Here is a 14,006-nt window from a genome sequence, read left to right on the forward strand (position 1 = left end):
GCATGACCGATTCTTTCGCCGCGCCCGCCACGCCAATGCCCGAGGTGATGCTGCTCGCCGCCGGGCTCGGCACGCGCATGCGGCCGCTGACGTTCGAAAGGCCCAAGGCATTGATCGAATTGGCCGGTAAGCCATTGATCGATTATGCCATCGATGCGGCGCTCGCCGAGGGTTGCAAGGCCTTCGCTATCAACATGCACCACAAGGCCGAGTTGATCGCCGCCCATTTCGAGCGGCTTGCCAAGGGCCTGCCCGACATCGGTTTCGCGCTGAGCGATGAGTCCGACAGGCTGCTCGATACCGGCGGCGGCTTGCGAAAGGCGCTGCCGCTGCTGGCGTCGGACCCGGTTCTGGTGCTCAACACCGATACGTTCTGGCTGCCGGGCAGCGACCGGCCATTGCAGCGAATGGTCGAGAGGTTCAGCCGGGGCGACGCCGACATCGTTCTCTTGTGCGTCGCACCTGACCGCGCCTCTGGGTTCCGCAAGGCCGCCGACTATTTATTGAACGCGGATGGAGTGCTTTCCAACTCGGAAGGTCGTCCAGTGGTTTATGCCGGCGCCGCGCTCATCTCCCGCGCCTTGGCGGGCACCGGACCGGACGCCCCCTTCAGCCTCTACCGCCATTTCGAAACGGCGCGGGAAGCCGGACGGCTTAAGGGCGTGATGATCGAGGCGCCGTGGTTCCATGTTGGCGATCCGCAGGCTCTGGCACGCACCGAGCAGGACATCGGCGCGGTGGTTTGATGGCGCGCCACGGCAATGTCTTTACCATCGCGCCACATGCGCCATTCCTCGATACGCTCGCTAGGGCGTTGATCGACGGCCGCATAGCGCCCGACTGGCCGCGCCACGGGGCGTTCTGGCTGTCGGACATGACGATCTATTTGCCGACCCGGCGCGCGGCGACGGCATTGTCGCGCATTCTGGCGCAGGCGCTTTACGACCATCCGATGCTTCTGCCCGACATCCGGCCGCTCGGTGGTGAGGATCCGGCTCAGGAGCCATTCCTTCCCCCTTATGAGCCGCTCGACTTGCCTCCGCCAATCAACCGGTTCAAGCGCCGATTGCTGTTGGCCGAACTGGTCGAACGCTGGCTGGCAACGCGGAGCGACGGCCCGTTCTCGGCGCCGGGGTTGGGCGGGTTTTCGGGTGCCCCCAACAGCGCGGAAATCTTTGCCCTGGCCGATTCGCTGGGCACGCTGATCGACGACTTTTCCATCGCCCGGATCGATCCGCGCTCGCTGGTTGCCATCGAAAGCGATCAATTGCCGGCCCAATGGCAGGACCACCTCGATTTTGTCAGCTTCGTACTCGAAGCCTGGCCGTCGATCCTTTTGGCCGAAGGGGAAATGGAGGCAGCCGGGCGCACCAATGTCCTGCTCGAGCGCAAGGCGCAATCGCTCGTGGCGATCCACGGGGACCGCCCTGTAATCGTTGCCGGCTCGACCGGCTCCATCCCCGCAACGGCCGATCTCATCGCATCGATTGCCGGCCTCCCCAACGGGGCCGTGGTCCTGGCCGGACTCGATACGGACATGGCGCCCGAAACACTCGCGGCGCTCAACGATCCGAGCCGCAATCCCCACGGCCATCCGCAATATGGGCTGTCCCGCCTGCTCAAGCGTTTGGGCACGCCGCCCTCTACTGTGATCGAACTTGCCCCAAGCCCCGCCCCGCGCACGGAAATCCTCAACGCCGCCCTTGGTTTGCCCGAAGCTACGGCTCAATGGCAGAGCGTGGCCGAGCGGCTGGGGCCGGCCATTGGAGAGGCAATGGAAGGCGTGGCGCTTGTCCGCGCCCGCACGCCGGAGGAAGAAGCCCGCGCCATTGCCCTTTGCGTCCATGACGCGCTCGAAACCGGCAGAACCGTTGCCATCATTTCACCCGACCAGACGCTGGCCCGCCGCATCTGCGCCGAGCTGGCCCGGTTTTCGGTGCCGTTGGACGATGCCGCCGGCACACCGCTGCTGCTGTCGCGAGCCGGGCGTCTGGTGCGGCAGGCCGTATCGGCGGCAGCGGGCGGGCTCGCGGCCGTCGATGTCATGGCGCTGCTGCGCAATCGCAACGTTACGCTCGGGCTCGGACGCGCAAAAGTGGCCCTGGCGAGCCAGTGGCTGGATCTGGCCGTGTTCCGCAGCCAGCGCCCCCTGCCCGGCTTTGACGGATTGCGCCTCGCGGTTTCCGAAAACCTCGGCGGCGCTGGCCGCCCGGCGCTACGGTTGGACGCGGACAAGGCCGATGCGGTGCTTGTCTTGATCGATGCGCTCCAAGCCGCTCTTGCGCCGATCGCCGGCCTGCTGGAAAAGGACGGCATCTTTGCCGCCCAGGCCGCCGAAGCTCTGCAGGCGGCAACTGCTCTGCTGAGAAGCGTGCCACCGGGCGAGACATCGCCGCCGATCGAAGGCGAAGACGAATTGGCGCGCTGGTTTGAGCTCGCGGCACGGCAGGGAAACCGGGGACCGCGGTTCAGCGGCGAGGGGTTGCCCTTTGCACTGGAGGGACTGCTGGCGGGCCAGGCCGTCCGCCCTCGGCAGCCCGACGCCGAAGATGTGATGATTTTCGGTCGCCTCGAAGCGCGGTTGATGCAGGCCGACCGGGTGATCCTTGCCGGGATGATCGAATCGGTTTGGCCCGAGATCGCCGATCCAGGACCGTGGATGAGCCGCGGCATGCGGCTGGCTGTCGGCCTCGAACCGCCCGAAAAGCTCCATGGCCTTGCCGCGCATGATTTCCTGATGGCCGCAGGGAGCCGCGAAGTGGTCTTCACCCTGCCCGAGCGTTCCGGCACCTCCCCGGCCACCCCTTCGCGCCTGATCCAGCGGCTGGAGGCGTTTGTGGGCGAGGATATAGCCAAGGGTCTGGCAGCACGCGGTGCTGTGTGGGTCGAGAACGCCCGCCGGCTCGACGCCACCGGTGCGCCGCCGCAACCTGCAGCGCGCCCTGCCCCATGCCCGCCCGCTGCCGCCCGCCCGCGCAAACTCTCGATCACCGAAGTCGAGACGCTGTTGCGTTCGCCCTATGACCTCTATGCCCGGCACGTTCTGGGCTTGCGCCGGATCGAAGCGCTCGGGGCGGATCCCGATCATGCGGAACGTGGGACGCTGATCCATGACATCCTGGGGGATTTCATCATCGGCGGGCACGATCCCCATGATGCCCAAGCGCTGGATACCCTCATGACTCTGGCGCGCGAGCGCTATGGCCGGCTCGATGCCATTCCGGCGCGGCGCGATATCTGGCTGGCTCGGTTCGAGGTGATCGCCCACCAATTCCTCGCCTATGAGCGCAAGCGGACCCATATTGCCGAGCGGGTGGCCGAGATCAGGGGTGAAGTCCCCATCCCGATCGCCGAGCCGCCCTTCATTCTGTCCGGACGCGCCGACCGGATCGACAGGACCGTGTCGGGCAGCTTGGAGATCATCGATTTCAAGACCGGCCAGGCGCCGCAGCCCAAGGACATGAAGCAGTTCTTTGCGCCCCAGCTCCCGCTCGAAGCCTGGATGGCGCGGCATGGGGCGTTTGGCGATCGCCTGGACCTGCCGACCGAAGCCATGGCCTATCTCAAGCTCTCCCATGGCCCAAAGGCGCTCCAGGAAACGCTATACGCGGCACCGGACGGTATGAGCCTTGGAGAGGCGGTCGATACCGCGTTCGGCCTGTTCCAGCGTCATGTGCAGGCATTGCTGCTCGATGACCGGCTGCCCATGGTGGCGCGCGTGCTGCCCAAGCCCAACCAGCGCTACAAGGGCGATTACGACCATCTGATGCGCCTTGACGAGTGGACGGTGCTCGAAAGCGAAGACGAGACCGAATGACAGCCGAAATCAAGGAACAGCTCTCGGTCCCGCACGACACCACGCTCAAACAGGCGCGAGTGGCCGAGCCGCACGCCAATGCCTGGGTTTCGGCCAATGCAGGCTCGGGCAAGACCTATGTGCTGTCGCGCCGCGTGCTGCGCCTCCTGCTCGATGGCGCCCAGCCCGAGGCTATCCTGTGCCTCACCTATACCAAGGCGGCGGCCGCCGAGATGCGGCATCGGGCGACGGCAATCCTTGCGCGCTGGGCCCGCCAGGACGACACGGATCTGGAAACCGAACTCGGCGAACTCGTCGGGCGCCGCCCCTCGGGCACTGAAAGGCGCCGGGCGCGCGCTCTTTTCGCTCATGCGCTCGATACGCCGGGCGGGCTCAAGATCAACACCATCCACGCCTTTTGCGAGGCGGTGCTGCAACGTTTCCCGCGCGAGGCCGGCGTGCCGGTCAATTTCACAGTGATCGAGGAAGAGGCCGCCACCCGCCTGCTCCGCGAAGCCCGCGAGACGGTATTGGCGGAAGGGCTGATCGCTTCCGGCCCCGAGGGCGATGCGGTGCGGGCGCTGTTTGACGCGCTGAGCGACATGCAGATCGAGACGGCGATCGGGCAATGCCTTTCCAACGCCCGCAAGCTGGGACCCATCCTCGCCAATCCCGAGCGTGCCATAGCCGCAATGCGAACGCGGCTGAATTTGTCGCTCGGTGCGAATTCAGACAGTCTGCGCAATCAGGTTCTGGCGCAAAGCCTGGTGCCGCCTTCCGATTGGCCGGAGATCTTCAGGATCTGCCCCCCGGATGGAACCAAATCGCGGTTCGAGGACAAGCTGAGCCAAATCGATCTGGACAATCCCGATCTCGATACGCTGTTTGCCGCCTATCTTACCGATAAGGGCAAGGTTCGCGCCAACTTCCCCAAAGCCAGCATCAAGCGGCAAAATCCCGGGCTTGCCGAGCGCCTGGCCCGCGAGGCCGACCGCCTCGAGGTGCTTTACGACCACCGTAAAGCCATCGCGATTGCCGACAACAGCGCCGCGCTGACGCGGGTTCTGGCCGCCATTATCGCCCGCTACGAGGCGCAAAAACGCGCCCGCTCGCTCATGGATTTCGACGACCTCGTCGCAAGAACCGCGGCACTGCTGGGCGACAGAGGGCTCGGCGCCTGGGTGCGCTACAAGCTCGATGCGGGTATCGACCATATTCTGGTCGATGAAAGTCAGGACACCAATCCCGAACAATGGGCGGTGATCGGCGCCCTGGTCGACGATTATTTCAGCGGCGATGGGGCCGCCCAGCGGCCCAAGACCATTTTCGCGGTGGGCGATCCCAAGCAATCGATCTATTCCTTCCAGGGCGCCGAACCCCGCCTGTTCGTCGAAAAGGGACGCGAGTTGCAGCATCTGGCTCAGGCCGCCGATCGCGACTGGCACGGGGAAACGCTGCGCACCAGTTTCCGCACGCTTTCCGGAATCCTTTACGGCGTCGACAGGGTCTTCAACCGCTCCGACATCGCCACCGCGCTTCTGGCTAAAACCGGCGAGATCGGGCACGAGGCGGCGCGCAAGCGAGGCGGCGGACACATAGAAATCTGGCCGGTCATCGAAAGCCCCGACGCTCCGGCAATCCCCGAGGAATGGCCGACAGAACCGCTTGAAAGCCTCGCCGCCGCGCCGCGCCAGCTCGCCACCCGCATCGTCGATACCATCGCCAATTGGATCGAGACTCGCGTGCCCGTCGGCCCCGGAGCACGGCCCATCCGGCCCGAAGACATCCTGATCCTTGTCCAGAAGCGCAACGGGATCTTTCCCGAAATCGTAAGAGCGCTGAAACAGCGCAACATCGCCAGCCCCGGCGCCGATCGGTTGCCGGTTTCGGCCCATATCGCCATCGACGACCTTTTGGGCCTCGCCGACGCGCTGCTCACCCCCGCCGACGACCTGACACTCGCTGCGGTGCTGCGCTCGCCGCTTTTCGGGGTCGGCGAGGACGAGCTGTTCACGCTTGCCCATGGGCGCAAAGGCCAGACGCTCTTCGACCGGTTGGCCGAAAGTCCGCTGCCGATCGCGCGAGCGGCTCATGAGCGATTGGTTGGCCTGCGTCAGCGGCTCGATTTCGATCGTCCTTACGAGTTTTTCGCCCATGTGCTCTATGCCCAGGGCGGGCTCAAGCAGTTCCACGCCCGGCTGGGCGAGGAAGTGGACGAGGTGATCGCCGAATTCCTCGACCTGGCGCTTGAGCACGAAACATCCGAGCAGCCCTCGCTCACCGGCTTTATTGCCGCCATGCGCGCGTCCGATATTGTGATCAAGCGCGATCTCGTCGCCAAGGCCGCAGGCGTGCGGGTGATGACGGTGCACGGCGCCAAGGGCCTCGAGGCGCCGGTTGTGATCCTTGCCGATGCGGCCAGCAAGCCGCGCGCGGCGTCCGATAGCGTCTATTTCGGCGAGCAGGACGATGTCCCGTTCCTGCTCTATTGTGCGAACAAGGACAATCATTGCCAGGCCTCCCTGCCGCTGCGTGACGAGGTCGAAGCGCGAGGCCTCGCCGAATATTGGCGCAATCTCTACGTCGCCATGACACGGGCCGAGGAAGGGCTGCATATCGCTGGAACGCGCGACATGCGCACCCGGATCGAAGAGACCTGGCACGGCGCCATCACCGCCGCTCTTGCCGAGGAAAGCGAGACGGTTACCGACGCCCGTGGCGAGGTTTTGCGCTATCCGGCTGGAGTACCAACCTCGGCACCGAGCGTTGAAAGCACGGTTGAGGAGCGTACCTCAACTCGGCCTCTGATTTTGTCTCCACCGCGCCGACGCCCGGTCATGCCGGTGCTTAGCCCCTCCCGCAGCGAACATGAATGGATGCCGCGAGGGCTCGAAACTGCTGCCGAAGCGCTGCTCGATGCCCGAGCTGCCCGCCAGCGCGGCATTGCGCTCCATGCGCTCCTCCAGCATTTGAGCAACGTGCCTCAAAACCGCCGTTCTGCCGTTGCCCATAGCGCCGCGCAAACGCTCCTGCCCGATGACGCCGACCTCGTCGCGCCGGTGGTCGAACGTGCGTTGGCAATTCTGAGCGATCCCCATCTTGCGGCGATCTTCGGCAGCGAAAGCCGCGCCGAAGTTCCGTTTTCGCTCACCGTCAGGCACAAGGGCGCGCCAGCACGGCTGGAAGGCCGCATCGATCGGCTGGTCCATACGCCGGCCCATGTGCTGGTCGTCGACTACAAATCCGATGCCGTGGTCCCATCCGGTCCGGAAACCATGCCGCCGGGCTATATGCGCCAGCTCGGGCTCTACCGCTTCGCGACGCAAACGCTGTTTCCCCACGCGGTTGTCGATGCCGCGATTCTTTGGACGCAAATCTCGACGCTGATGCGGATTCCGGCCGACCTGCTCGATATCGCGGCGAGCGACGTCACGAGGCTGTGAGACGGAACGCCGACCGGACAGGCTTGAACTGGCCCTCGACTCTGCCTAGCTATTGGTGAATTGATAATTTCACGAGAGGGCGGTTCGTTCGCGATCCGCCCGATTTTGCCAAGAAGGTACGATCATGACCGGACATGTTACAGACGCCACTTTCGCCACCGAAGTGCTGGGTTCCAAAGAGCCCGTGCTCGTCGATTTCTGGGCGGAGTGGTGCGGCCCTTGCCGGGCGATCGCCCCGATCCTCGAGGAAATCTCGGGCGAGATGGCCGGCAAGGTGAAGATCGTCAAGCTCAATGTCGATGAGAACCCCGGCACCGCCGCCCAGTTCGGCGTCCGCTCCATCCCGACCATGATCTTGTTCAAGGACGGCCAGGCCGCGGACATGAAGATCGGCGCGGGTACCCCCAAGGCCGGCCTCGTCAAATGGCTCGAAGGCCACGCCGCCTAACTGTTCTCGCGTCCCTTTCGTTTGACGACACGCGAGACAAAACGCCCCCGGGTTCAGCTCGGGGGCGTTTTGTTTTGTTTGAGCACCGCGCCGGCGAGATAGAGCGAACCGCAGATCACGATGCGCGCGCCGGGGAAGTGGGCGGCACGCTGCAGCGCCGCGGGCACCGACCGGCAGATGGTCGTCTCAAAACCCCTGGCCTTGGGAAAGCCCGCTAGGGCTCGTGCCGGTAGTGCCCCGGCCTCACCGGGAATGGGAACGGTAAAGACGTGCTCGGCCATGCCTTCGAAAGGCGCGAAGAAATTGGCGGCATCCTTTGAAGCCATCATGCCGCAGATCAGGACCAGTGGGGCAGGGCGGGTGCGCTGCATCTCCTTGAGCGCCTGGGCGAGCACCTGTGCGCCGGCGGCGTTGTGCCCACCATCGAGCCAGAGTTCCTGGCCTTCATTGATGTAACTGGAAAGCGCGCCGCGCAGCGGCATGAGCCGGGCCGGCCATACGACGTTTCTCAAGCCCGCCGCGATCGCCTTTTCGTCCTCGACCAGCCCGAAATGACGCATCGCCGCTATCGCGAGGGCGGCATTATCGACCTGATGCGCGCCGGCGAGCGCCGGAAGCGGCAAATCGAGCAGCCCTTCTTCATCCTGATAGACGAGCTTGCCGCGCTGGGCGAAGCCGTCGAAGTCGGTGCCGGCGACGAAGGGCATCACGCCTTTACCGGTCGCCTCGCGCTCGATCACCTCGAGGGCCTCGTCCGGCTGGCGTGCCACAACCAGCGGCGCCTCGCGCTTGATGATTCCCGCCTTGGCCGAGGCGATTTCGGCAAGGCTTTCGCCCAGAAACTGGGTGTGATCCACGGAAATGGGGGTAATGACCGTTCCCAGTGGCTTTTCGATCACGTTGGTGGAGTCGAACCGGCCGCCAAGCCCCACTTCGAGCAGCAGATAATCGGCGGGGACGCGGGAAAACAGCAGGAAAGCGGCAGCGGTGGTGATCTCGAAAAAGGTGATCGGCTGGCCGCGATTGGCCTTTTCGCATTCCTCAAGCGCCGCGTTGAGCGCGCGGGAGGAGACGAGTTCGCCCGCCAGCCTTATCCGCTCGCGGAACGCCACCAGATGGGGGGAGGTATAGACATGGACCCGCTTGCCCTGCGCTTCGAGCATGGCACGCATATGGGCGAGGGTCGATCCCTTGCCATTGGTGCCGGCGACATGGATCACTGGGGGGAGGCGATCCTGCGGCCGGCCGATGGCCTCCAGCATGCGCTCGGTGCGCCCCAGCTCGAGATCGATGAGCTTGGGGTGGAGCGTGAGCAGCCGCTTCAGGATCGCATCGGTGCGGGACACGGCTGCTCTATGCTCAGGTTAAGGAGTTCTATTCGGCGTGGCCGGCGACGGGAGTATTGGCGAGAAGATCGTCATCGCCATCTCCCTCCGCCGCAACGGCGACGTCGCGCATGGTGACGGTAGCCGCGGCTGTAGCGGCAGCCGCCTGCCGCGCGGCAGGGATGGCTTCGTTAACCGGCGCCTTGGTCAAAAGCCCAATGAGCGAGCCGATGGTCGGGCGCAGATTGTGACGGTGGACGACCATATCGACCATGCCGTGATCGTAGAGATATTCGGAACGCTGGAAGCCCTTGGGCAGCTTTTCGCGAATGGTCTGCTCGATGACGCGGGCACCGGCAAAGCCGATCACCGCGCCGGGCTCGGCCAGATGCACGTCGCCCAGCATAGCGTAGGAAGCGGTCACCCCGCCGGTGGTGGGGTTGGTCAGCACCACGATATAGGGCAGCCCCGCTTCGCGCAGGCGCTGCACGGCAACAGTGGTGCGCGGCATCTGCATGAGCGAAAGGATGCCCTCCTGCATGCGCGCGCCGCCCGAAGCGACGAACATCACGAACGCTGTCCGGTCGTTGAGCGCGGCTTCAAGGCCGGTGATGATGGCCGAGCCGGCCGCCATGCCGAGCGAGCCGCCCATGAAATCGAAATCCTGGACGCCCACTGTCACTTTCGAGCCGTAGAGATCGCCCTGGGCGATGATCACCGAGTCGTCATTGCCGGTCTTGGTGCGGTATTCCTTGAGCCTGTCGGTATAGCGCTTGGTGTCGCGGAATTTGAGCGGATCGAGCGGAACCGAGGGCAGGGACAGCTTGGTATAGTGGCCATCGTCGAAGAAACTGGCGAGGCGGTCCGATGCCTTGATCTTCATGTGATAGCCCGAATTGGGCACCACCCATTGATTGGCCTCGAGGTCGCGATGGAAAACCATTTCCCCGGTCTCGGGGCATTTCACCCACAGATTGTCCTCGACCTCGCGGCGATTGAGGAAGGAGCGGATCTTGGGGCGAACGACGTTGTCGATCCAGTTCATGTGTGCGCTTCTTAAGCCTGGTGTTCTTGTGGGTTGCGCGTCAGTTGACGCGTCTTGGCGTTGCCTGTGATGTAGGAAGCAATTGTGGCAATACTATCAGATTCTGGCCGATCGCGCACCTTGAGAGAGTGAGCGAACCAGATTGTGAACAGCTTGGGCCGTGCCCGGTTCCGCCGTGCCGTTCTTGAGGGATTTTTCGATGGCGCTGACCAGCGCCGATCCCACCACCACGCCGTCGGCGTCCTTGCCGATCAGCGCCGCGTCCTCGGCGGTCTTGATGCCGAACCCCACGGCGACCGGCAGGTCGGTATGGGCTTTGATGCGCTTGACAGCTTCGCCCACCGCCGCCCGGTTCTTGATCTCGGCCCCGGTGATGCCGGTCATCGAGACATAATAGACAAAGCCCGTGCTGTTGGTGAGAACGCGCCCGAGCCGGTGATCGTCGGTGGTGGGGGTTGTGAGGCGGATGAAATTGATCCCGGCCTTGAGCGCGGGCAGGCACAGCTCGTCGTCCTCCTCGGCGGGCAGATCGACGACGATCAATCCGTCCACGCCCGCCTTGACGGCGGCGGCAACGAAAGCCTCGACGCCATAGATATAGATCGGGTTGTAATATCCCATCAGGACGATGGGCGTTTCGTCATCGTGTTCGCGGAAGCGGGCAACGGCGGCGAGGGTCTTTTCCAGCGTCATGCCCGCCGCCAGAGCCCGCTGGCCGGCGAGCTGGATGGCGACGCCATCGGCCATGGGATCGGAAAAGGGCATGCCCAGCTCGATGATATCGGCACCCGCTTCGGGCAGACCGGCAAGGATCGCATCGGCGGTCTGGGGATCCGGATCGCCAGCCATCACGAAGGAGACGAAGGCGGGGCGGTTTTCGGCCCGTGTCTTTTCAAACCGCTTGTCGATGCGCGAGCCGCCCATGGGGTCTCCGAGAAAAGGAATGCCGTTGATTTGCGGGCGATAAAGGACAGGATCGGGGTCCAAGTCAACACCGGCCACGAAAAAGGCGCCAGCCGGAGCGGGCGCCTTTTTCGTCGGTCGAAAAGAGCTTAAGGCTTACTTGCCGCCGAAAGCGGTGTCGAAGGCGTGACGGGCCAGCTCGGCGCGGCTCAGGCCGCGGGCGCGCAGGGCGTCGTCGGACAGGTTCGACAGATCGGAATAAAGGTTGGAAGCGCGGCGGGCGCGGCCGATGTCGCCGAAGAACCCCGTGATCGCGTCAAATGCTCCATTGCGTGCCATGTTAAATCTCCTGCATCGAATTTAATCGCTTGCGATCTAAATGATGCCAGATGGGGCAAACAACAAGCGCTGGCTGGGTATTCCAGCCATGCGAAATATGCGGGGCTTCCGGGCGATACGGTTATCAGAGCGTTAAAGTGCCATGCCCAGTTGGCGCCCCACCGATTCCACGTCCTTGTCGCCACGGCCGGAGAGGCACAGGATGACGATATCGTCCTTGCTCATGGTGGGGGCCAGTTTCATGACATGAGCCAGCCCGTGCGCGCTTTCGAGCGCCGGGATGATGCCCTCGAACTTTGTGCAGGCCATGAAGGCGTCAAGCGCTTCCTTGTCGGTGACCGGCACATAATTCACCCGGCCGCTGTCGCGCAGGAAGGCGTGCTCGGGTCCGACGCCGGGGTAGTCGAGACCGGCGGAAATCGAATGACCCTCGAGGATCTGCCCATCGGCATCCTGAAGCAGATAGGTGCGGTTGCCGTGCAATACGCCAGGGCGGCCGCCGGTCATCGAGGCGGCATGGCCGTTTTCGACATCGAGCCCGTGCCCGCCGGCTTCGGCGCCGAAAATCTTGACGTTGGGCTCATCGAGGAAATCATGGAACGTGCCGATGGCGTTCGATCCGCCGCCGATACAGGCGACCAGCGCATCGGGCAGGCGACCTTCGGCCTCCAGAATCTGAGCGCGGATTTCCTCGCCGATCACCTTCTGGAAGTCGCGCACCATTTCGGGGTAGGGGTGCGGCCCCGCGGCGGTGCCGATCAGGTAATAAGTGGTTTCCACATTGGTGACCCAATCGCGCAACGCCTCGTTCATGGCGTCCTTGAGCGTCCCCGCGCCGGCAGTGACCGGCCGCACTTCGGCGCCAAGCATTTTCATGCGCAAGACGTTGGGCATCTGGCGCTCGACATCGGTGGCGCCCATGAAGATGGTACAGGGCAGCCCGAACCGGGCGCAGACCGTGGCGGTCGCCACCCCATGCTGGCCGGCGCCGGTTTCGGCGATGATGCGGGTCTTGCCCATGCGCTTGGCCAAGAGAATCTGGCCCAGGCAGTTGTTGAGCTTGTGGGAGCCTGTGTGGTTGAGGTCTTCGCGCTTGAAATAGACCTTGGCGCCGCCAAGTTCCTCGGTCATACGCTCGGCAAAATAGAGCGGGGAGGGTCGGCCGGCGAAATGAGTGCGCAGATCGTCCATTTCGGCGAGGAATTCGGGGTCGGTCTGGGCGGCGCGATAGGCCTTTTCCAGATCGAGGATCAGCGGCATCAGGGTTTCGGCGACGAAGCGCCCGCCATAGATGCCGAACTTGCCGTTCTCATCGGGCCCCTGACGCAGGGAGTTGGCGCTGTTCTGGCTCATTTCAGTTCCCGTCTGCTGCCGCTTCCCGCGCGCGGGACATGAAGGCGGTGATCAGATCGGCATCCTTTACGCCCTTTTCGCGCTCGACCCCTGAAGAGACGTCGAGACCGAAGGGGCGGACCGTTCTGACCGCTTGCGACACGTTGTCGATCGTAAGGCCTCCCGAAAGCATGAAGGGCAGTGAACGGTCAAGGCCTTCAAGCAGCGTCCAGTCGAACGTCTTGCCCAGCCCACCGGGGCGGGTAGTGTCCTTGGGCGGCTTGGCGTCGAGGATCAGGCGATCGGAAACCGTGCGGAAGGTGGGGGCGAAACGGATGTCCTTTTCGTCTCCCACCGGCAGGGCCTTGATGATCTTGAGCCCGGAACGCTCGCGGATATCGGCGGTGCGCATCTTGTTTTCGCTGCCGTGGAGCTGGAGCCAGTGGACACCGGTATCGGCTGCGGCGGCGACCGTGTCATTGTCGGGATCGACAAGCAGGATCGCCGTTTCGATCCGGTCTCCGGCACGGGAAACAAGATTTGCGATCTCGTTAAACGGCAGGTGTCGTGGGCTCTTGGCGAAATGAACGAACCCCACCATGTCCGCGCCCTGGGCAATGACGTGGTCGAGGATATCGGGGGTGCTGACCCCGCAGATCTTGATGATCGGTGCGCTCATTTCAGGCCAGTTCGTCAGCGGCGAGGAGCGCTGGATCGTCGGCGCGGGCCGGCGCGCGGCGGGCGTGGTCGAGATCGGTTTTGAGCTTTTCGTTCTCGCGGCGCAGGCGCCTTTCCTCGCGACGATGGCCGGCCTGGGTGAACCAGACGGCGAGCCCGCCCAGGGAAATGCCAGCGAAAAGAACGGCATAGATCACCAGAAACAGCGGCATGCCGAACCCCGGCGCTGTCTCGTCGACGGCGACCAGCGGATTGAAATTGACGGCAACCATGTGCCGGTTGGCCAGCGCGAAGATCAGCACCAAAAGGCACAGGGGGACGAGCACGAGCCAGCCGACGATGCGTTTACGCATGGGACATCACGTTCCTGTTGCGGCTGGCCGAACCGGGATCAGGCCCCGTTCAGCCGCTCGCGGATTTCCTTGCCGGCCTTGAACTGGGGGACGTATTTTTCGCCAACGTCGACCTGCTCGCCGGTTCGGGGGTTGCGGCCCACGCGGGCCGGACGGTTCTTGACCGAAAAGGCCCCGAAACCGCGCAATTCCACCCGATCCCCCCGGGCCAGGGCATCGCCGATCTCGTCGAGAATGGCGTTGACGATGTTTTCGATATCGCGATGGAAGAGGTGCGGATTTTCGGCCGCGAGCTTTTCGATGAGTTCGGACTTGATCATTCTCGTCGCACGCCCCCCGGGGCA

The 14,006-nt window shown here is 64.2% G+C and carries 12 protein-coding genes; 4 read left to right on the top strand and 8 right to left on the bottom strand.

Annotated features, from left to right (window positions below; all coding sequences use genetic code 11):
- The first annotated feature begins 2 nt into the window (after window positions 1–2).
- The 4 genes from NO932_RS01275 to trxA all read left to right on the top strand — a co-directional run bounded on the left by NO932_RS01275 (window position 3) and on the right by trxA (window position 7,687).
- Complete coding sequence (locus tag NO932_RS01275; protein ID WP_309209220.1) at window positions 3–746, top strand: nucleotidyltransferase family protein; 744 nt, start codon at window positions 3–5, stop codon at window positions 744–746.
- On the top strand, window positions 746–3,817 hold the full coding sequence (gene addB / locus NO932_RS01280; RefSeq protein WP_309209221.1) for a double-strand break repair protein AddB: 3,072 nt from the start codon (window positions 746–748) through the stop codon (window positions 3,815–3,817). Before NO932_RS01275 ends, addB begins: the two co-directional genes overlap by 1 nt.
- Window positions 3,814–7,239 (top strand): double-strand break repair helicase AddA, encoded by a 3,426-nt coding sequence (addA, locus tag NO932_RS01285; RefSeq protein ID WP_309209222.1) that lies wholly within the window; start codon window positions 3,814–3,816, stop codon window positions 7,237–7,239. Before addB ends, addA begins: the two co-directional genes overlap by 4 nt.
- Before the next feature lie 124 nt (window positions 7,240–7,363).
- Complete coding sequence (gene trxA / locus NO932_RS01290; protein ID WP_375142808.1) at window positions 7,364–7,687, top strand: thioredoxin; 324 nt, start codon at window positions 7,364–7,366, stop codon at window positions 7,685–7,687.
- Window positions 7,688–7,740: 53 nt separating this feature from the next.
- Here the strand turns inward: trxA and NO932_RS01295 are convergent, their stop codons facing one another.
- The 8 genes from NO932_RS01295 to NO932_RS01330 form a co-directional block, all read right to left on the bottom strand.
- On the bottom strand, window positions 7,741–9,033 hold the full coding sequence (locus NO932_RS01295; protein ID WP_309209223.1) for a folylpolyglutamate synthase/dihydrofolate synthase family protein: 1,293 nt from the start codon (window positions 9,031–9,033) through the stop codon (window positions 7,741–7,743).
- 28 nt (window positions 9,034–9,061) lie between these two features.
- A complete protein-coding gene (accD, locus tag NO932_RS01300) occupies window positions 9,062–10,057 on the bottom strand; it encodes an acetyl-CoA carboxylase, carboxyltransferase subunit beta (protein WP_309209224.1) in 996 nt (331 codons plus the stop codon).
- 96 nt (window positions 10,058–10,153) lie between these two features.
- Entirely contained in the window at window positions 10,154–10,981 is an 828-nt protein-coding gene (gene trpA / locus NO932_RS01305) for a tryptophan synthase subunit alpha (protein WP_309211102.1), read from the bottom strand.
- Window positions 10,982–11,116: 135 nt separating this feature from the next.
- Window positions 11,117–11,299 carry a hypothetical protein gene (locus tag NO932_RS01310; protein WP_309163196.1) on the bottom strand — a complete coding sequence of 61 codons (183 nt, stop codon included), beginning with the start codon at window positions 11,297–11,299 and terminating at the stop codon, window positions 11,117–11,119.
- Between the two features lie 132 nt (window positions 11,300–11,431).
- Complete coding sequence (trpB, locus tag NO932_RS01315; RefSeq protein WP_309209225.1) at window positions 11,432–12,652, bottom strand: tryptophan synthase subunit beta; 1,221 nt, start codon at window positions 12,650–12,652, stop codon at window positions 11,432–11,434.
- A gap of 1 nt (window position 12,653) precedes the next feature.
- Window positions 12,654–13,310 (bottom strand): phosphoribosylanthranilate isomerase, encoded by a 657-nt coding sequence (locus tag NO932_RS01320; RefSeq protein WP_309209226.1) that lies wholly within the window; start codon window positions 13,308–13,310, stop codon window positions 12,654–12,656.
- A 1-nt stretch (window position 13,311) separates the two neighbouring features.
- Complete coding sequence (locus tag NO932_RS01325; protein WP_309163191.1) at window positions 13,312–13,662, bottom strand: lipopolysaccharide assembly protein LapA domain-containing protein; 351 nt, start codon at window positions 13,660–13,662, stop codon at window positions 13,312–13,314.
- A gap of 38 nt (window positions 13,663–13,700) precedes the next feature.
- Entirely contained in the window at window positions 13,701–13,982 is a 282-nt protein-coding gene (locus tag NO932_RS01330) for an integration host factor subunit beta (protein WP_309163190.1), read from the bottom strand.
- Window positions 13,983–14,006 lie beyond the last annotated feature (24 nt).

The sequence above is a fragment of the Pelagibacterium sp. 26DY04 genome, assembly GCF_031202305.1.
Classification (GTDB): Bacteria; Pseudomonadota; Alphaproteobacteria; order Rhizobiales; family Devosiaceae; genus Pelagibacterium.

Excerpts from the sequence above, each read along its gene's own strand:
- trxA (WP_375142808.1), top strand. The coding sequence starts at position 7,364 with ATGACCGGACATGTTACAGACGCCACTTTCGCCACCGAAGTGCTGGGT.
- NO932_RS01275 (WP_309209220.1), top strand. The coding sequence starts at position 3 with ATGACCGATTCTTTCGCCGCGCCCGCCACGCCAATGCCCGAGGTGATG.
- addA (WP_309209222.1), top strand. The coding sequence starts at position 3,814 with ATGACAGCCGAAATCAAGGAACAGCTCTCGGTCCCGCACGACACCACG.
- NO932_RS01320 (WP_309209226.1), bottom strand. The coding sequence starts at position 13,310 with ATGAGCGCACCGATCATCAAGATCTGCGGGGTCAGCACCCCCGATATC.
- accD (WP_309209224.1), bottom strand. The coding sequence starts at position 10,057 with ATGAACTGGATCGACAACGTCGTTCGCCCCAAGATCCGCTCCTTCCTC.
- NO932_RS01325 (WP_309163191.1), bottom strand. The coding sequence starts at position 13,662 with ATGCGTAAACGCATCGTCGGCTGGCTCGTGCTCGTCCCCCTGTGCCTT.
- addB (WP_309209221.1), top strand. The coding sequence starts at position 746 with ATGGCGCGCCACGGCAATGTCTTTACCATCGCGCCACATGCGCCATTC.
- NO932_RS01310 (WP_309163196.1), bottom strand. The coding sequence starts at position 11,299 with ATGGCACGCAATGGAGCATTTGACGCGATCACGGGGTTCTTCGGCGAC.
- trpA (WP_309211102.1), bottom strand. The coding sequence starts at position 10,981 with ATGGGCGGCTCGCGCATCGACAAGCGGTTTGAAAAGACACGGGCCGAA.
- trpB (WP_309209225.1), bottom strand. The coding sequence starts at position 12,652 with ATGAGCCAGAACAGCGCCAACTCCCTGCGTCAGGGGCCCGATGAGAAC.
- NO932_RS01330 (WP_309163190.1), bottom strand. The coding sequence starts at position 13,982 with ATGATCAAGTCCGAACTCATCGAAAAGCTCGCGGCCGAAAATCCGCAC.